18 protein-coding genes are annotated in these 16,837 nt (G+C 41.6%); 8 read left to right on the top strand and 10 right to left on the bottom strand.

The window, feature by feature from the left end:
- Positions 1-26 precede the first annotated feature (26 nt).
- The 3 genes from MJO53_RS03540 to MJO53_RS03530 all read right to left on the bottom strand — a co-directional run bounded on the left by MJO53_RS03540 (position 27) and on the right by MJO53_RS03530 (position 4,052).
- Positions 27-2,594 carry a TonB-dependent receptor gene (locus MJO53_RS03540; RefSeq protein ID WP_252080519.1) on the bottom strand — a complete coding sequence of 856 codons (2,568 nt, stop codon included), beginning with the start codon at positions 2,592-2,594 and terminating at the stop codon, positions 27-29.
- Positions 2,572-3,486 carry a FecR family protein gene (locus MJO53_RS03535; protein WP_252080518.1) on the bottom strand — a complete coding sequence of 305 codons (915 nt, stop codon included), beginning with the start codon at positions 3,484-3,486 and terminating at the stop codon, positions 2,572-2,574. The genes MJO53_RS03540 and MJO53_RS03535 overlap by 23 nt, the downstream gene beginning before the upstream one ends.
- Before the next feature lie 65 nt (positions 3,487-3,551).
- Entirely contained in the window at positions 3,552-4,052 is a 501-nt protein-coding gene (locus tag MJO53_RS03530) for an RNA polymerase sigma factor (protein ID WP_224837460.1), read from the bottom strand.
- A gap of 114 nt (positions 4,053-4,166) precedes the next feature.
- Here MJO53_RS03530 and MJO53_RS03525 point away from each other — a divergent pair, with 114 nt between their 5' ends.
- From MJO53_RS03525 to folD, 3 genes are all read left to right on the top strand, one after another.
- Positions 4,167-5,927, top strand: coding sequence for a hypothetical protein (locus MJO53_RS03525; RefSeq protein WP_252080517.1), 1,761 nt, complete (start codon positions 4,167-4,169; stop codon positions 5,925-5,927).
- Between the two features lie 105 nt (positions 5,928-6,032).
- Positions 6,033-7,361 (top strand): signal recognition particle protein, encoded by a 1,329-nt coding sequence (gene ffh, locus MJO53_RS03520; RefSeq protein ID WP_252080516.1) that lies wholly within the window; start codon positions 6,033-6,035, stop codon positions 7,359-7,361.
- A 31-nt stretch (positions 7,362-7,392) separates the two neighbouring features.
- The gene (gene folD, locus MJO53_RS03515) at positions 7,393-8,274 is read left to right on the top strand and encodes a bifunctional methylenetetrahydrofolate dehydrogenase/methenyltetrahydrofolate cyclohydrolase FolD (RefSeq protein ID WP_252080515.1); all 882 of its coding nucleotides are present in this window, start codon (positions 7,393-7,395) and stop codon (positions 8,272-8,274) included.
- A 1-nt stretch (position 8,275) separates the two neighbouring features.
- Here the strand turns inward: folD and MJO53_RS03510 are convergent, their stop codons facing one another.
- A complete protein-coding gene (locus tag MJO53_RS03510; protein WP_252080514.1) occupies positions 8,276-8,428 on the bottom strand; it encodes a hypothetical protein in 153 nt (50 codons plus the stop codon).
- Positions 8,429-8,547: 119 nt separating this feature from the next.
- Between MJO53_RS03510 and MJO53_RS03505 the strand changes: the two genes are divergently transcribed.
- On the top strand, positions 8,548-9,174 hold the full coding sequence (locus tag MJO53_RS03505) for a DUF2306 domain-containing protein (RefSeq protein ID WP_252080513.1): 627 nt from the start codon (positions 8,548-8,550) through the stop codon (positions 9,172-9,174).
- A gap of 1 nt (position 9,175) precedes the next feature.
- Here the strand turns inward: MJO53_RS03505 and MJO53_RS03500 are convergent, their stop codons facing one another.
- From MJO53_RS03500 to MJO53_RS03485, 4 genes are read right to left on the bottom strand one after another with little or no spacing between them, the layout of a single operon-like run.
- A complete protein-coding gene (locus MJO53_RS03500; protein WP_252080512.1) occupies positions 9,176-9,598 on the bottom strand; it encodes a VOC family protein in 423 nt (140 codons plus the stop codon).
- A 35-nt stretch (positions 9,599-9,633) separates the two neighbouring features.
- Positions 9,634-10,473 carry an alpha/beta hydrolase gene (locus MJO53_RS03495; protein ID WP_252080511.1) on the bottom strand — a complete coding sequence of 280 codons (840 nt, stop codon included), beginning with the start codon at positions 10,471-10,473 and terminating at the stop codon, positions 9,634-9,636.
- A gap of 21 nt (positions 10,474-10,494) precedes the next feature.
- Positions 10,495-11,043 carry a hypothetical protein gene (locus tag MJO53_RS03490; RefSeq protein WP_252080510.1) on the bottom strand — a complete coding sequence of 183 codons (549 nt, stop codon included), beginning with the start codon at positions 11,041-11,043 and terminating at the stop codon, positions 10,495-10,497.
- 8 nt (positions 11,044-11,051) lie between these two features.
- Positions 11,052-12,563 carry a helicase HerA-like domain-containing protein gene (locus tag MJO53_RS03485; RefSeq protein ID WP_224837469.1) on the bottom strand — a complete coding sequence of 504 codons (1,512 nt, stop codon included), beginning with the start codon at positions 12,561-12,563 and terminating at the stop codon, positions 11,052-11,054.
- Between the two features lie 57 nt (positions 12,564-12,620).
- On the opposite strand from MJO53_RS03485, the gene MJO53_RS03480 reads away from it, so the two are divergent.
- Together MJO53_RS03480 and MJO53_RS03475 are read left to right on the top strand one after the other, a co-directional pair.
- On the top strand, positions 12,621-13,073 hold the full coding sequence (locus MJO53_RS03480) for a Rid family detoxifying hydrolase (RefSeq protein WP_252080509.1): 453 nt from the start codon (positions 12,621-12,623) through the stop codon (positions 13,071-13,073).
- Between the two features lie 32 nt (positions 13,074-13,105).
- Positions 13,106-13,738, top strand: coding sequence for a 7-carboxy-7-deazaguanine synthase QueE (locus tag MJO53_RS03475; protein WP_224837471.1), 633 nt, complete (start codon positions 13,106-13,108; stop codon positions 13,736-13,738).
- A 12-nt stretch (positions 13,739-13,750) separates the two neighbouring features.
- On the opposite strand, the gene MJO53_RS03470 is transcribed toward MJO53_RS03475, so the two are convergent.
- Together MJO53_RS03470 and MJO53_RS03465 are read right to left on the bottom strand one after the other, a co-directional pair.
- The gene (locus MJO53_RS03470) at positions 13,751-14,575 is read right to left on the bottom strand and encodes a hypothetical protein (protein ID WP_252080508.1); all 825 of its coding nucleotides are present in this window, start codon (positions 14,573-14,575) and stop codon (positions 13,751-13,753) included.
- 41 nt (positions 14,576-14,616) lie between these two features.
- Positions 14,617-15,327 carry a class I SAM-dependent methyltransferase gene (locus tag MJO53_RS03465; protein ID WP_252080507.1) on the bottom strand — a complete coding sequence of 237 codons (711 nt, stop codon included), beginning with the start codon at positions 15,325-15,327 and terminating at the stop codon, positions 14,617-14,619.
- Between the two features lie 74 nt (positions 15,328-15,401).
- On the opposite strand from MJO53_RS03465, the gene MJO53_RS03460 reads away from it, so the two are divergent.
- Positions 15,402-15,896 (top strand): YkgJ family cysteine cluster protein, encoded by a 495-nt coding sequence (locus MJO53_RS03460; protein ID WP_252080506.1) that lies wholly within the window; start codon positions 15,402-15,404, stop codon positions 15,894-15,896.
- 21 nt (positions 15,897-15,917) lie between these two features.
- Positions 15,918-16,748: a sterol desaturase family protein gene (locus MJO53_RS03455; RefSeq protein WP_252080505.1), complete on the top strand. Its 831-nt coding sequence runs from the start codon at positions 15,918-15,920 to the stop codon at positions 16,746-16,748.
- Positions 16,749-16,837 lie beyond the last annotated feature (89 nt).

Below are 16,837 nucleotides of genomic sequence, written 5' to 3'. Positions count from 1 at the left end.
TTAGGGCGCAATCGAAAAATCTCGATTTAAAAACTAACCCTAAAACTCACATTGGGCGTAATACCCAAAGAAAAATTTTCAATGGTTTCAATTTCATTGTCCTCGTTTACCCGATAGTATTTGTTCAGGGTGTTTCTTCGGTTGGTAATATTTAAAATGGAGAGTCCTGCATTGGCACGGATGGCCCTGCTTATCGAAAAATTATAGATGGCGGATGCATCGGCCCTAAAATATTCCGGTAGACGGCTATTGTTTGGCGATTGAAAATTGATTCTGGGCGGAAAGAATTCTTCATCAAGTCCTTCGTCCCCCTCAGCAGGTTCCGTATAAGGCTTACCGGTTCGGTAATTGATACCCATACTCAGTTTTAGATTTTTGTAGGTGTAGGTGCTCGCAAATGTGACCGTGTGCCGAATATCCAAGTTGTTTGGGAAACGTTTAGGTACAATGGAATCGAACGTGTAGTCGTTTTTGTTGTACGCATAGCTCAACCATGTACTATAATTGTCCCCTTTTTTGTTGATAAGAAACTCTAGTCCCTTAACCTTGTAACTCCCAATTTCTCCGGAAAACTGATAGGGGTTCTGAAATCCTTGGGTACTTGTACTGATACCATCCACATTTTTGATAAACCCTTCAATACCGATATAAAAATTGTTCTTTTCGTAATTGAGTCCAACAGAACCTTGCTTGCTCTTGGTTACCGGTAGTGTATCATCGTTGGACAGGATCCATCGTCGTTTTTCGATACCCAAAAAGTTTTGCTCCAAATCTATCACCTGATTTGTGGCCTGGCTTTTAAATTCGCCCAATATTTCAGCTCTTACATAATTGGCCAGCTTAAAATTTAAATTGAGCCGTGGCTCTATTAGTAATTTTTTAAAAGTGTCCAGATTTTCCACAAAATTGAACCGTGCTCCCACTTTTCCAACAAACGTATTGTCGAGCGAACTGTAATTCAGCTGGGAATAAGGGGCATGTGTTCGGATAACCCATTTAATTTCGCTATTAAAATCCGGTTGATTGATTATGGTGGCATTTGTGATCCCCGTTTCAATATATTGGTAACCGTTGTTCCAACTAAATTGATTGTTCATCATATAGTTGGTATCGAACTTTAGTGCGTTTTCGGTGACCTGATTGTTCTGGAACAATTGCTGTACCTGATTGGCGAACACATTTTGTGCATCCAAATTATATTTGGAGTAATATAGATTGAGGTGGGAGGTAAACCTATCCGTCCATTGACTTTGCAATTGCCCTCCAACGGAAATATTGTCTTGTTTTAATAGGCTAACATTGGTTTCGTTGGCATCGATATTGGTCTCTTCGAATTTTAAGTTGTTTTTAATATGAATGGCACTCAGTCTGATTTTGTGCGCGTTATTGAGGTCATAAAGAATTTTTCCTGAAAAATCGTAAAAGAAAAAATCTTCGTCCCTAGCAAATTCATCATCTACCGTATTGTTGTTTTGCAGGGTAATTTCACTATCCTGAAAGGCTCTGTTGATGAACTGTTTGTAGGTGGGAGTACTCAAAAAATCGGTTGCAGAGCGACGTGCTGAGAACTGTATTCCCAAATTGGGTGCAATGGGAACTTCTGCGTAAACATCGCCACTGATCAAATTAAAGCCTGCACCACCTTTCCAGGTTTCGGTTATGGTATTGCCGGTTTCCATTTGGATCACACTGCTTACCCCATCGCCAAAATTGGATGGTGTTCCGTTTTTGTAGATGGTGACCTTATCTGTCTGGTATGGGTTGAAGGCTGAAATCAACCCAAAAAAGTGCCCTGATTGATACATTTTTATACCATTCCAAAGAATAAGGTTCTGGTCGTTCGTGCCACCTCGGACATTGATATCGGAAACGGTTTCGTCGATACTTTTTATGCCTGGCAAAGCTTGAACGGTTTGCAGGATATCGGGTTCGATCAGGCCGGGTAGAATACCAAATTCGGCAGTGTTCAAGGTTATGCTCGCATCATTTTCTTTAATAATTCCAGAAGTAAGATATTTATAAACGAATACTTCATCTAGTTGCTCATAATATTGGGCCAATAATATTTTGGGGCAATCACCTTGCTGCAAGAGCTTTTCTATGGGAACATATTTGGTAATATAGCCGAGGTATCTAATCTTGAGGGAACTGTTTCTGGGGATGTTTCTCAATGTAAAAGAACCGTCCGAATCCGTTATTTTGGCGATTTTTGTCCCTAAAACTTCCACAGTGGCACCTATTACCGTATTCTCGGCAAAATTATCCAAGACCACACCACAAAGATCGACTCGGTCGTTCTTGGTGATGGCGTAGTATCTATCATTCAATTTTTCCGTGTCTATATGGAAAGTACTTTCGATAAATGTTAGGATTTGCCCTAGCGTATTTAAGTTCTCGGGAATAGTAATATTGAGCCCTTCCAAATCCTTGTCAATGTAAGAAAACTTTACGTCGAATCTATTTTCCAAGGTTTTTAAATACGGGATAAGGCCAACGGAAGTCGGTTGTTTTTCCTGTGCATTAACATGGCAAAACAGAAAAAACAGTAAACCTAAGATGAGCCCAAAATGCTTATTGTAGTTTGTTCCCAGCATAAAAAAGTACGTTGTCTCCGTCTATTTTAAATCTTGTTTTGGAGGGTGTGCTTATACTTTTTAACGCCATATTTAGGTCTGTGTTGTTAAAAGACCCTGTAAATAAGAGGTTTGTGTCGATGTCTTTTGTGCTAACTTGAATGTTGAACTGCCTTTCCAGCTCGGCGAAGACGTAGGTAAGAGGAATGCTTTCAAAACTACTTTCGTTGTTCATCCAAGATGGAACAGTGCCTTCTGGGGTGCCCGTGTTCACTATTTTACCGTTGACCACCATAAAAGCGCTACCTGCAGGTAGCTTGGTAACTTGTTCGTTATGGGTTACGCTGACCAACCCTTCGAAACAGGTTACCTCAAAAAAGCCATCTCTATTTTCCACATTGAACTGGGTTCCCAAAACAGCAACAGCTCCATGTTTTGTGGAAACAGTAAACTTTTTTCCTTTGGCAACCTTAAAAAAAGCTTCGCCTTCCAGTTCAATATTTCTGTTTTTGTCCCAATTCTTTTTACTGTAAGATATTCTGGATTCTGCGTTAAGGAAAACCTCTGAATTATCGGGCAGAACAACTTCGGAGCGTTCGGCGAATTCAGTTCTTACGCTTTCGTTAATTGTGCTGATATAAAAATACGAACCAGCAATCAAAACAGCGATAACCGCTGCCACTCTTAGAAATTTCTTGAACGGGTTAAGGGTAATGACCTTGGGAGTATTGTAAATTTGTTCATCTTTTAAGCGTTGCAAAGCAAGATCAGCATCAAATTCGGGTGCTGTTAACTTCTCGGAAGCGATTTTGAGCTTTTGGTACGAAGCATACTCCGGAGAACTCTCAAATTCCCTGAGTTCTTCACCGGAAAGCTCTCCACTAAGCCATTTTGCCAAATAATTTTCCTGCATGGTTTCTATGCTTTACTCTAGTTAAACAACTGATATAAAAAATACCCTACCTCTTAATTAATAAATTAAATGCCGTCGATATGTTCGCGCAAACTTTTAAGGGCCAAATGCATGCGTTTTTCGATTGCTTTTACGCTCACACCTTCCAATTCGGCAATTTCTGCATATTTTTTTCCATCCACGCGGTTCAATAAAAATGTAGTGCGTTGGTTTTCCGGAAGGGCGTTCAATGCATTGTCCAATTTTTCCTTGTATTCTTTTTCTTCCATCAAGAACTCAGGGGATTCATTGGTGCGGTCGTTAACCAGGCTGCCGGCATGTTTTAACCTTACCTTTTCTGCTTTTATTACATTCAAATACAAATTGTTGGCAACGGTGTAAACGTAAGATTTAGCCTTGTCGGGGCTAACTTTGGCGCAGTTCTGCCAAAGTTTCACAAAAGCCTCTTGTACGGCATCGTGGGCCTTTTCCTCATTTCCGAACTTGTAGAAAATAAAATTAAAGACAGTCCTGGAGTGTGTCTTAAAAACTTCACTAAAAATATGGTCTTCACAAACATTGTCCATAAACCCGAATTTGTTTACCCCTCCAAATATATTTGAAAAATTTTAAGGAAAAGTAGGGTTTTTTTTTAGAGTGTTGTTTCAATATTGAATTATAACCCCAAAAGTTCAGTTATTATGAAAAAGTTGATTAGCAATATATTGCGCGCAGCATTGGTTGTACTTGTTTTCAGTATGTCGGCATGCCAAGAAGAATATGAAGAAGTTGGCGGCGGCAACGAAGAACAAACTATAGCTGCTAACTCCTCAACGGCTATCTTGATCCAAAACACATCTTCCAATGATGGCTCCTACGACAATATCGTGGACGGTGCAAGCTGTTTTGCCGTTCAATTTCCGTATACCGTAAATGTAAATGGTGTAGAGGTCACCATAGATTCCAAGGAAGACCTTGAGGTTGTCGAAGAAATTTTTGATGAGCTTGATAGCGATCAGGACATTCTTGATATTATTTTTCCCATTGTGATTACCCTGTCGGATTTTAGTGAAATCAATATCGAAAGCCAAGATCAGTTGGAAGCGTTGGCCAGGGAATGTCTGGAAGGTGGTGACGACGACGATATCGAATGTATCGATTTCGTCTACCCAATCACAATGTTCAAGTTTGATTTGCAAAACCAGGTCACCGGAGAATTTCAAGTGGAGAACGACAAAGAAATGAGAAGGTTTTTTGCTGATCTGGAGGACAATGAACTCATTAGTATCGAGTTTCCGATTACCCTTAAAAAATATGATGGAACAGAAGTTGTGATCAATGGCAACAGCGAATTGGCGGCCGCTCTGGAAATGGCCAAAAACGAGTGCGATGAAGATGACGACGATGATTATAACGATGATGATTTTACAGTAGAAGAATTGGACGAGCTATTGGTGGAGTGTCCATTACAGGTAAGGCAAGTGATCCGTAACGAAGTGGATAATACAGGCCAGTATATTGAGCGGTTGTTGACATTTAATGCGGATGGCACTGTGTATTTCTCAACTTCCACAACAGATCAGGTTGTGGGTACATGGAGTACGAGCAATACAGATCAAGGCGTACAGCTTGATTTAAATTTTCAAGACTTCCCGGATTTTACTTCCGAATGGTACTTTTACGAAATGGAAGAAGGAGTCATCAAACTATATAAAGATGGCGGTAACAAAATCGTGCTCAAAAGGTTTTGTGAAGACGATGGCAACATAAATAGGGAAGCATTTCTAAATTTACTTTTGGAATGTGAGTGGATCATAAAAGAGGTGGAGAACCAAGGAGAGGATGTAGAGAGGTTGCTAGGGTACGAGTTCCAGTTTACGGCCGATGGAAGCGTATCTCTGGGCAATGGCGTTACAACCATGCAGGGAACTTGGCAAGTTGGATTTAATAGCGAATACAAACTATCCTTGATGATTTCGATCGGGGACGAGCCAGGAGTAAGTTTTGAGTGGCCAATCAGGGAAATGCTGGAAACCCGCTTGGAGTTCGAAATTGAAGAGACTGACCACGAAATGGTACTACTACGGGTATGTGACGATAGTGCCAATGATGGAGATGTGGCCGAAATTAGAAACATAGCCATGGGCGGAACCTGGAATGTAGCTTTGTATCAAGAAGGGGAAACGGATCTGACCGTTACTTATGCCGAAATGGATTTTAACTTTTCCGCCGATCACCAAGTAGAAGTGTCCATAAATGCCGATCCTATAGCCGAAGGACTATGGAGAATAGTTAGGGATTCCGAAGAAGGCTTAAAATTTTACCTCAACTTTGATTTCGAGTACGATTTGGGAGAATTGACCGAAGATTGGAAAGTTATTTCCATTACTTCAACCAGAATAGAACTAAAAGATGAGAGCGACGATGGTACAGTAGAAACCCTGGTTTTTGAAAAACCATAAGATTATCCCCAATCTTTTTTCCAAAAGAAGGACGGCTCACCCCAAAGCCGTCCTTTTTCTTTTATATTATTATTAAATTTGTGCCTCCTTTAAAACAAAGAACACATGTTCGATAATTTAAGTGAAAAATTAGATAAGGCATTACACGTCCTAAAAGGACATGGTCAGATAACGGAAATCAATGTTGCGGAGACCCTCAAAGAAGTCCGCAGGGCTTTGTTGGACGCCGATGTCAACTTTAAGATAGCCAAAGAATTTACCAATACCGTCAAGGAAAAAGCAATGGGTCAAAATGTATTGACCACGCTTCAGCCAGGGCAACTTATGGTAAAGTTGGTAAAGGACGAGCTCACCGAGCTAATGGGCGGAGATGCAGAGGAAATAGACCTTTCCGGAATCCCATCCGTAATTTTAATGTCCGGTCTGCAAGGTTCCGGTAAAACCACTTTTTCTGGAAAACTTGCCAATTATCTTAAAAACAAGAAAACCAAGAAGCCCCTTTTGGTAGCTTGTGATGTATATCGTCCGGCGGCGATAGATCAGTTGCACGTAGTGGGCGATCAAATTGGCGTGGAGGTATATTCCGATCGCGATAACAATGACCCTGTGGCCATTGCCAAGGCAGGTATTGCACACGCCAAGAGCGTCGGGTGCAATGTGGTGATCATAGATACCGCAGGTCGATTGGCCGTGGACGAGCAGATGATGACGGAGATATCCAACATCCATAAAGCCATTCAACCCCAAGAAACATTGTTCGTAGTGGATTCCATGACGGGTCAGGATGCCGTAAATACTGCAAAAGCGTTCAACGATGTGTTGAATTTTGATGGAGTTATCCTAACCAAGCTCGATGGTGATACCAGAGGTGGTGCCGCCATATCCATTAAATCCGTGGTGGACAAACCCATCAAGTTCATCGGTACCGGGGAAAAAATGGAAGCTATCGATGTGTTCCACCCATCACGTATGGCCGATCGTATCCTCGGTATGGGAGATGTGGTGTCCTTGGTGGAACGTGCCCAAGAGCAGTTCGATGAAGAACAAGCACGCAAGATCCAAAAGAAAATTGCCAAAAATAAGTTTGGGTTCGACGATTTCTTGAGTCAGATCCAACAAATCAAGAAAATGGGGAACATGAAAGACCTTATGGGAATGATCCCAGGTGCCGGCAAAGCATTAAAAGGTCTTGACATTGACGACGATGCCTTTAAACATATCGAAGCCATCATTCATTCCATGACCCCCGATGAGCGATCCACACCTTCCAAACTGAACGCCAGTAGAAAAAAACGTATAGCGGCAGGTAGTGGTACTTCAATTCAAGAAGTAAACCAATTGCTAAAACAGTTCGATCAAATGAGCAAAATGATGAAGATGATGCAAGGCGGTGGAGGCAAAAAAATGATGCAGATGATGCAGAACATGCGCTAACCCCAATCAAAAGATAAAACCAACACAATCCATGAAAATCCTTGACGGAAAAAAAGTATCCAACCAGATAAAAGAAGAAATCACCGTTGAGGTGGCCAAAATGAAACAGCAAGGGGAAAAAGTCCCTCATTTGGCAGCCGTTTTGGTGGGTAACGATGGTGCTAGCCTAACCTATGTTGGGAGCAAGGTAAGATCCTGCAAAAAAATAGGTTTCGAATCCACATTGATACATTTGCCAGAAGAAACCACCGAAGAAGAATTGCTAAAGCAAGTAGATCAATTGAACAATGATCCAAATATCGACGGTTACATTGTGCAACTACCACTGCCCGAACATATTGATGAGGAAAAAGTTCTTATGGCCGTAGATCCGGATAAAGATGTGGATGGTTTTCATCCCACCAATTTTGGGAAAATGGCCTTGGACATGGAAACTTTTGTTTCGGCTACCCCATTCGGAATTATGGAGTTGTTGAAACGTTATCAGGTAGAAACCGAAGGCAAACATACCGTTGTAATCGGTAGAAGCCACATTGTAGGTAGGCCGATCAGTATTTTGATGAGCCAAAAAGGAAGTCCCGGAAATTCCACCGTAACCTTGGCCCACAGCAGGACCAAAAACCTAAAAGAGCTCACTCTACAGGCCGATATTGTAATTTCTGCCTTGGGCGTTCCAAAGTTTCTCAAGGCCGATATGGTAAAAGAGGGGGTTACCATTATCGACGTAGGGATTACCCGTGTTCCAGATAATACATACGAAAAAGGGTACTACATTACGGGAGATGTAGATTTTGAAAATGTCAGTAAAAAAGCATCCTACATTACCCCGGTACCCGGTGGCGTAGGTCCTATGACCATTGCAATGTTATTGAAAAACACATTGTTGGCAAGAGAGCGCCACAACACCAAATAGGTCAGTCTGCGTTTTCCTGTTCTAATTGTAAAGCAGTTTGTTGCTCTTCCTCGGGGTTTATGATCTGAAAATCCGTATCGTCTTCATCATTGGTGCAACTGGACACGGCCATACCGGAAAAGACCAAGGTGATCAAAAGTAGAATAGTCTTCATAATTGTAGGATTTGGGCAAGGCATAAGGGCCTAATCATTGCATTTATAACGAATTACCTTGTAAATTCTTGTTTTTATCCCCAAATAATCGATAACTTACTTCTTGCAAAACCAATAATATGGCTCAATCGGTACGGAATAAAGCGGCATGGGTGGTCTTCGTTTTATTGGCCATTGGTATTGGTCTATACCCATTAATTTACCTATTTGCAACGGAGGAGTTTGGTATCTTAATGAACAAATCGGATGAGTTGCTGTCCAGTACTTTATGGAATTTCGCCTTTTATGGACATATCAGTTTTGGAGGTTTGGCTTTGATGATCGGTTGGTTGCAATTTGTAAAAAAAATAAGGACCAAACGATTGCTGGTACATCGCAATGTAGGTAAGGTTTATGTAGTCTCGGCAGTGGCAAGCGGTCTATGTGGTGTTTATCTTGGTTTTTTTGCAACAGGAGGTATAGTTTCTTCAATAGGGTTTATTTGTTTGGGCGTTATTTGGTTGTTTACGACCATAAGGGCCTATATTGCAGTTAAAAACAAAGATCTATCGCTACACCAAGGATTGATGATTTACAGCTACGCGGCATGTTTTGCTGCGGTCACTCTACGGATTTGGTTGCCTATCCTGACCTTGATTTTTGGAGAATTTGTATTGGCCTACAAAATAGTGGCTTGGTTGTGCTGGGTGCCCAATATGATCTTTGCTCATTTGTGGGTTCGCAAAAAAGGGTTGAACCTGGTATAGCTTATTTTGCAAACAATTGTCCCATATCCTTAAAGGCTTTAAATTCAAGGGCATTACCGGCAGGATCTAAAAAGAACATGGTGGCCTGTTCCCCGGGCTCACCCTTAAATCTAATGTAGGGCTCTATTACAAATTCGATTCCTTTTTTGATCAAACCTTTGGAAAATGTCTCAAAGGTATCCCAGGGCAATACAACACCGTAGTGGGGTACAGGAACATTTTTCCCATCTACTGGGTTGGTGTGGGTCTTTTCGTCCGATTTAGGCTTGTAATGAATTACAAATTGGTGACCAAAAAAGTTGAAATCTACCCAATGTTCGGCACTTCGACCCTCTTCGCAACCAAGAACATCCCGGTAAAAAGTGCGGCATTCTTCCAAATTATGAACGGGTACGGCAACGTGAAAAGGTGATATGCTTTGCATGGTCTCTATTTTTTATGAAAAATAGAACAACTTTTTTAACCCTCCAAAAATGAAATGATCTGGTCGTTTATATTGTCTTGGTGCATCGAATGGCCAAGCCCTTCTGTACTTATCAATTTGCTGTTTTTCCATTTTTCACTTACCGATACCGATGCATTGTAGGGTGCTATCTTGTCTAGTTTATCATGAAAAAGCAAACCTTTTTTACTGATGGACTGGGCAAATTCCGCTGTAGAAAATTGGTCGATTTTAAACCCAAAACGATTTTCGATATAATTGTCCAGATTCTTCATTACCCTATTGTTCAATTTTAACAAATCTTGAAAATGGTCGATAAAATCCTGGATATGGGAAGGGGCTCCAATCGTGATTATCTTTTCAACGGAATCTTTGGGATTTTTATATTGGTTGTAAACAATGGTCATCCCGCCCATGGAGTGGCCGATAAGGTGCTTAGGGTCGTGTTTTAGCACCATGTAGTTTACCACTTCTTCATATAGTGGTACGTATAGATGTTTCCCGGAGGAGTACCCATGCGAAGGAGCATCAAAAGCAATGATATTAAAACCGGCTTCCCGTAGTTTCTTAATAAGGTTGCGCCATCTATAGGTGTTGCTCTCCCATCCATGTACCAGCAAAACGGTTTCTTTGTTTCCGGGCCAATGGTAGGTCTGTATTTGATGTCCCACAACTTTTTCAATAGTAAACTTGGCGCCGTTCAAAAAATCGGCCTGTTCCGGTTTAACCCTTCCCTTTCTTACTGTGCTGAACGTATGAAAGGCACTTTGGGCCGCTTTTTTCGGAGCTATCCATGTATAGGCATTGTAGTACTGCCCATAGACCAATGGAATTATTTTGTTAAGTGCTTTTTTCATTTGGGGACAAGGATTTTGGGTCTATTCCCAACCCACCATCAAATATTTTATTTTAGCTTCATCGGGTATCTGTACCGCTTCAATATTGGAAGATGAGAAACGAAGGCCTTCGGGCAGTTCTTCTTTATCAATGGTAAAATAAAGATTGCTTCCTTTTGGAAAAACAACAATACTGTTCAATGTGGTCACAATTTTTTTGATATCGTAACTGTTTTGGATGTCCTTGAAGGTACTTTGCAAGCTTACACCTTTGTCCGAAACATACCTTGGGTCCATGATCCTTACGTTTTCAATGGTAGGGATACTATCGGAATTCGCCTTTAGGGTTAAAAGGTGTTTGCCGCCTTTTTCGTAAACCTCCATTTTTTTTGGTGATACCCCCAAGTTGATCTGTGTAGAATCGGCTACGACCGAATCTTGCACAAAAACAGTTTTTATTTCTGCCACTCTGGTAGTTTGGGTCAGCGGGCCTACACTGGTTTCGGTAATTAAAAACGTGGTGTCCTTTTTACAGGATTGTATTGCTGCAATGCCGCAAATTAGGGTCAATATGCTAATTGTTCTTTTCATTTGAATTATTATCGAATCACTTTTTTTAATACGCCCAAAACCCCCCGGATAAATGTTGCACTGGTCAAAACTTTGACCACAGGGTTCATTCTGGTGCTTCTTCGTGTTGAGGTTGTTCTGCGGGAAGTTTGTTTTATTTCTTTTTCTTTCTCTGCCTCCTTTTCAGCTTTTTCAATTTTTTCACTCAGGATTTCGTAAGCACTTTCCCTATCGATTTCCTCATTGTATTTTTTTATCAATTTGGAGGCGTCCAAAACCTCTTTGATCTCGGAATCGCTTAACACATCCATTCGACTCATAGGAGCACGCATCATGGTTGCTGCCAGTGGAGTGGGGCGTCCTTTTTCGTCCAAAGCGGAGATCAAGGCTTCCCCGGTTCCTAAAGAGGTAAGTACCTCGGCTGTGTCGTAAAACTCGGAAATGGGATAGTTCTGCGCCGTGAGCTTTATGGCTTTTCGGTCCTTGGCCGTAAAAGCACGTAGGGCATGTTGCACCTTTAATCCTAATTGTGCCAGTACGTCGTCCGGCACGTCGGTCGGGTTTTGGGTTACAAAATACAACCCTATTCCTTTGGAGCGAATTAGTTTTACAATACTTTCAATTTGATCTAAAAGCGCTTTGCTGGCATTGTCAAAAATAAGGTGTGCCTCGTCTATGAACAATATCAATTCGGGTCGGTCGCTATCGCCTTGCTCTGGGAAGGTGGCATAAATTTCCGCCAAAAGGCTCAACATAAAGGTTGAGAAGAGTTTGGGACGGTCCTGAATATCGGTCAAACGGATTATATTGATAAATCCTCGTCCGTTTTCGTCAATACGGACCAAATCGTCCACTTCGAACGATTTTTCCCCGAAAAACAAATCGGCTCCCTGTTGTTCGAGCTCGATGATCTTTCTTAAAATAGTCCCTGTGGAACTTGTGGATATACGGCCATAAGCCGATTGAAACTCTTTTTTGCCCTCACCAGTTGCATATTGCAGTACCTTTTTAAAATCATTTAGGTCGAGCAAGGGTAATTTATTATCGTCACAATATTTAAATACTACGGCAACAATACCTTCTTGGGTTACTGTCAAATCCAAAATACGGGATAAAAGTACAGGGCCAAATTCGGAAACAGTGGCGCGTAGGCGTACCCCATCTTGTTCGGATAGCGACATGATCTCTACGGGAAAACCTTTGGGTTCGAACGGAAGCCCGATCTTTTCGTGCCGTTCATCAATTTTAGGATGGCCGGGGCTTGGTTGGGCGATACCGCTCAAATCTCCTTTTAGATCCATGAGCAAAACCGGGATTCCTTTGTCGGATAAATTCTCTGCAAGCACTTGTAGGGTCTTCGTCTTACCGGTTCCCGTTGCACCTGCGATGAGTCCGTGACGGTTCATCATTTTTAAAGGAATCTTTATATGTGCATCGGTGATGGTTTCACCATCCAACATACCGGCACCCATGGTAATGTAATCGCCTTTCATGGCGTATCCCTGTGCTATATGTTCAAAGAAATTTTCTTTATTGCCCATCGCTGTTCAATTTGCGATAAAAATAGGGTAATTTTAGGCAATACTAAAAACGAGATCATGAAACCTTTTCAGTACACCATCTTGGCAATTTTGTTGAGCGGCTTTGTTGCAACCACTTATGCACAGGAAACCACCGAACTTATTTTCCATAATTCGCACGAACCTAAAAAACAGAAAGCTCCCTTTAGCGATGTGGTTGAAGCTGGCAATATGTATTTTTTGGCCGGGCAGATTGGAATGGACCATACAACGCGTACCCTTGTTGATGGCGGTATCCAGGCCGAGACCAAACAAGCTATTGAAAATATAAAAGCGGTCCTTGAGGAGCACAATTTGACTTTGGACAATGTGGTGAAATGTACCGTGATCTTGGCAGATATTGATGATTTTGCGGCTTTTAACGAAATTTATGTCCAGTATTTTACCAAAAAGCCTGCTCGGACCACTTTTGCCGCGAAGGGCATTGCTGCCAACGGACAGATAGAAATCGATGTTATTGCCGTAAAATAGGTGAAACCGCCCAAGAGGATTATCTTTGCGGCATGGTAAAAGAAAATGTAATGGAATTGGTGGAGAAAGGTGCCATGTTGCCGCTCATGGAAGAATTCTATACCATTCAGGGTGAAGGATATCATAAAGGTACGGCCGCTTATTTTATAAGGGTGGGAGGTTGTGATGTGGGTTGTCATTGGTGCGATGTAAAGGAGAGCTGGAACGCGGAAACACATCCTCCTACACACATCGATAGCATAATCGCAAACGCCGAAAAGTACTCCGATACCATTGTGATTACAGGAGGTGAGCCCCTGACTTGGGATATGGGACCATTGACCCATGGCCTAAAGGCCAAAAACATGAAGACACATATCGAGACTTCCGGGGCTTATCCTTTAACAGGGGTTTGGGATTGGATTTGTCTTTCGCCAAAAAAAAATAAGCTCCCTGTTGGGGATATTTCCAAAAAAGCACACGAACTAAAGGTAATTGTGTACAATAAACACGACTTTATATTTGCGGAAGAGCAAGCGGCACAAGTTGGGGAGAACTGTATTTTGTATTTACAGCCCGAGTGGAGCGTTAGGGATAAAATGGTGCCACAAATTGTGGATTATGTAATGAAGAACCCTAAATGGAAAGTATCTTTACAGACCCACAAATATTTAAATATCCCTTAATTTTTTGGCAATTTATCGACCACCGTACTTTTGAAGGTCCAAAATGCATTCGGCATCAAAATCGGGAATAGTGGCCAATCCTTTGGAGGCGTTTTTCTCCATCTGTTTGAGCATGGAGCTCCCGAATTCCAATTCAGAACGCATTAAACAGCCTTCAACATTACAATGGTTGGTTCCTTCCTGATTCCCGTCCTCATTTTCCGTGGTTTCTTCGTGGTCGTTTACAGATTGTGTGGACAAGTTTACCAAACCGAACAAATGGCCAAATTCATGTAGTAAGGTGGCAGTCTCCACATCGGCTATGGTTACGAATGAGCTGCGGTTTGCAATATCCTCCACGGTGGATTGATAAATGACCATGGATGTATTTCGGTAGACGGCGCCGAGAGTGACCAATCCTTCATCTTCATCATCACTATCGGATGGTGCGTCGGCAAAATAGATATATACCGCAATGGCATTTTCGCTGTTGTACTGGGTCCTGTTTTTTTCCTCCAGGTCTACAACTTCATCTAGGGTAAGGGTTTCTTCGGATGGTGTGGAAAGTGAGGTAAACTTGAATTCTATATTCTCCTTAAAGGTTCTTTCCAATAAAAAGTCCTCAAAATTGGAAATGGCCTCAAATGTAGGCTCAAAACCGGCAACATACGCAATTTCAATTATAAGCTTGTCAAAATTTTCGTTGGATAATAGGTCTCTTGCCGACGCGCCCGTGGTCAATAGGTTCCCAGCTTTAAGATTGGTACTGGATTCGCTAGTGGTGTTTTCGTCCGAACTCTTGGAGCAGCTCGTTAATAATCCAACACAGAATAGGGCACAAAGAGCAATTTTTTTCATAACAAGAGAATTAGTATATCAACGTTCTAAATGGGAAACTATTACTTTTTTAACGTTAGTTTGGCCAAATAATCGTAGTGTTCCCCAGATAGTACAAGTTCACAATTAAGATTATTCGATTCACAGGCATTTTTTAGGGTATTGAAGTCTATATAGACCCAATCAAACTCATCGGTTTCCATTCCTTTATATTCCATCTTAAATTTTACTTCGCCATAGTAATCGCCATTGTCCGGAATCCAATAACCACCGTCATCATCCTGTTCGAACATGTAAATAATGTCGCTGGAATCGACTAAAACCTGACCATTGGGCATCAATAATGAGGCCAAATGCTTTAAAAAGTGACTTAAATTTTTAAATTTTCCGGCCAAACCGATTCCGTTCATCAACAATAGCAAGGTGTCGAAACGGGTATCGCTATACTCCAATATGCTGCCTAAAACCACAGATTTTATGCCACGCTCCTTGCATACCGCTATACATCCTTTGGAATTGTCCAAGGCTGTAACATACAATCCCATTTCTTGAAGATACAGGGAGTGGCTTCCGGCACCGGCACCAATATCCAGGACCTTTCCCCGTGCCAACTCAAGGGCTTTTTGTTCTATTTTGGGCATTTTATGGAAGCTGCGGAACAAATAGGGGACAGGGATAACATCTTCTTCATCTAAAGATGAAAAGGTTTTAATGTCTTCCGTATATAGGCCTTTTTGATAATCTAATACCGCCTTTCCAAAAGCATCTGCCATTTTGGGTGTTTTGTTTTTGCAAAGGTGGGACTTTAATTGCATTGAAAGGTTTAAAATGGATAAGTTTGTGCACTATGGACGAAATACTTAAGGAGTTGGCGCAACGGGCAAAGGAAAAACATGCCGAGAACAAAAAATTCTTTGCTAAACTAAAAAAGCGTCCTCCCAAAAACCTTGATTATGCAATGCAGGATTTGCACGAGAGCGAATTCGAGCGTACCGACTGCCTTAATTGTGCCAATTGTTGCAAAACCACGGGTCCATTGTTTACCACTGCGGATATCGAGAGGATAGCAAAACATTTTAGGATGAAACCTTCACAATTCATAGATGAGTTTTTGCGAATGGATGAAGAGAACGATTATGTGCTGCAATCCGTACCCTGTACGTTTTTGGGTGCCGATAATTATTGCTCCATTTACGACGTTCGGCCCAAGGCATGTCGTGAGTTTCCGCATACGGACCGAAAAAAGTTCCAACAGATTGCCCATTTGACCCTGAAGAATGTGGCCATTTGCCCTGCGGCCTTCAATATTGTGGAGGAAATGAAAAAATCCATAAAATTTTGATGATTTGTTATATTTGAAGGAATGGAACAGATAATTTCTTATTTTGAAACGATTCCTTCGTGGCACCGAAGCCTAATTTTGGTAGGAGGAATCACTTTTTTTTGGATTTTGGAGGGTATTGTGCCCTTGTTCAACGCGCCTTACAAAAAATGGAGGCACTCCGTCCCCAATTTCTTTTTTACGATCACAACGATAATCGTGAACTTTCCTTTAGCGTTCTTGCTCCTAAAATCTTCGGACTGGACTGTGGAGAATGGGTTCGGGATCATTAATTGGTTGCCCGAAATGCCGTTGTGGCTTTATGTGCTTTTAGGGGTAATGCTTCTGGATTTGATCGGGGCATATACAGCTCATTGGGTGGAGCACAAAGTAAAACCTTTATGGATGGTACATTTGGTGCACCATTCCGACCACAATGTGGATACCACTACCGCCAACAGGCACCATCCATTGGAAAGTTTAATACGCTACGCTTTTACTTTGGCGGGTGTTTTAATCGTTGGTGCGCCCATCGGAATAATAATGCTGTACCAGAGTCTGTCGGTAATCTTTTCTCAATTTAACCATGCGAACATCGGATTGCCAAAAAAAGTGGACAAGACTATCAGTTGGTTCATTGTAAGTCCGGACATGCACAAAGTGCATCATCACTACAAGTTGCCCTATACCGATTCCAATTACGGGAATATCTTTTCTATTTGGGACCGGTTGTTCGGTACCTATATGTATTTGGATGCAGAGGATATTGTTTACGGCGTGGATACATTTCCGGATGAAAAGGAGAACAGTAGCATCAAAGGCTTGCTAAAACAACCTTTCCATAAATATCGAAGGCCTACAACAGATGGGTAGTAAAGAATCGATCTTTAGATTTCGATTGCTCAAGAATGCCAAGATGTTATTCTTGTTTTTAAGTAGGATCCATTATCTATCTACATCAT

It is taken from the genome of Flagellimonas marinaquae, from assembly GCF_023716465.1.
Taxonomy (GTDB): Bacteria; Bacteroidota; Bacteroidia; order Flavobacteriales; family Flavobacteriaceae; genus Flagellimonas; species Flagellimonas alginolytica.
This window is presented reverse-complemented; position numbering and strand designations above follow the sequence as displayed.

Bases quoted from the DNA above. Each gene is read 5' to 3' on its own strand.
- MJO53_RS03510 (WP_252080514.1), bottom strand. From the start codon at position 8,428: ATGAAGACTATTCTACTTTTGATCACCTTGGTCTTTTCCGGTATGGCC.
- MJO53_RS03500 (WP_252080512.1), bottom strand. From the start codon at position 9,598: ATGCAAAGCATATCACCTTTTCACGTTGCCGTACCCGTTCATAATTTG.
- MJO53_RS03505 (WP_252080513.1), top strand. From the start codon at position 8,548: ATGGCTCAATCGGTACGGAATAAAGCGGCATGGGTGGTCTTCGTTTTA.
- folD (WP_252080515.1), top strand. From the start codon at position 7,393: ATGAAAATCCTTGACGGAAAAAAAGTATCCAACCAGATAAAAGAAGAA.
- MJO53_RS03525 (WP_252080517.1), top strand. From the start codon at position 4,167: ATGAAAAAGTTGATTAGCAATATATTGCGCGCAGCATTGGTTGTACTT.
- MJO53_RS03455 (WP_252080505.1), top strand. From the start codon at position 15,918: ATGGAACAGATAATTTCTTATTTTGAAACGATTCCTTCGTGGCACCGA.
- MJO53_RS03480 (WP_252080509.1), top strand. From the start codon at position 12,621: ATGAAACCTTTTCAGTACACCATCTTGGCAATTTTGTTGAGCGGCTTT.
- MJO53_RS03490 (WP_252080510.1), bottom strand. From the start codon at position 11,043: ATGAAAAGAACAATTAGCATATTGACCCTAATTTGCGGCATTGCAGCA.
- MJO53_RS03485 (WP_224837469.1), bottom strand. From the start codon at position 12,563: ATGGGCAATAAAGAAAATTTCTTTGAACATATAGCACAGGGATACGCC.
- MJO53_RS03470 (WP_252080508.1), bottom strand. From the start codon at position 14,575: ATGAAAAAAATTGCTCTTTGTGCCCTATTCTGTGTTGGATTATTAACG.
- MJO53_RS03460 (WP_252080506.1), top strand. From the start codon at position 15,402: ATGGACGAAATACTTAAGGAGTTGGCGCAACGGGCAAAGGAAAAACAT.
- MJO53_RS03530 (WP_224837460.1), bottom strand. From the start codon at position 4,052: ATGGACAATGTTTGTGAAGACCATATTTTTAGTGAAGTTTTTAAGACA.
- MJO53_RS03475 (WP_224837471.1), top strand. From the start codon at position 13,106: ATGGTAAAAGAAAATGTAATGGAATTGGTGGAGAAAGGTGCCATGTTG.
- MJO53_RS03535 (WP_252080518.1), bottom strand. From the start codon at position 3,486: ATGCAGGAAAATTATTTGGCAAAATGGCTTAGTGGAGAGCTTTCCGGT.
- MJO53_RS03495 (WP_252080511.1), bottom strand. From the start codon at position 10,473: ATGAAAAAAGCACTTAACAAAATAATTCCATTGGTCTATGGGCAGTAC.
- ffh (WP_252080516.1), top strand. From the start codon at position 6,033: ATGTTCGATAATTTAAGTGAAAAATTAGATAAGGCATTACACGTCCTA.
- MJO53_RS03540 (WP_252080519.1), bottom strand. From the start codon at position 2,594: ATGCTGGGAACAAACTACAATAAGCATTTTGGGCTCATCTTAGGTTTA.
- MJO53_RS03465 (WP_252080507.1), bottom strand. From the start codon at position 15,327: ATGGCAGATGCTTTTGGAAAGGCGGTATTAGATTATCAAAAAGGCCTA.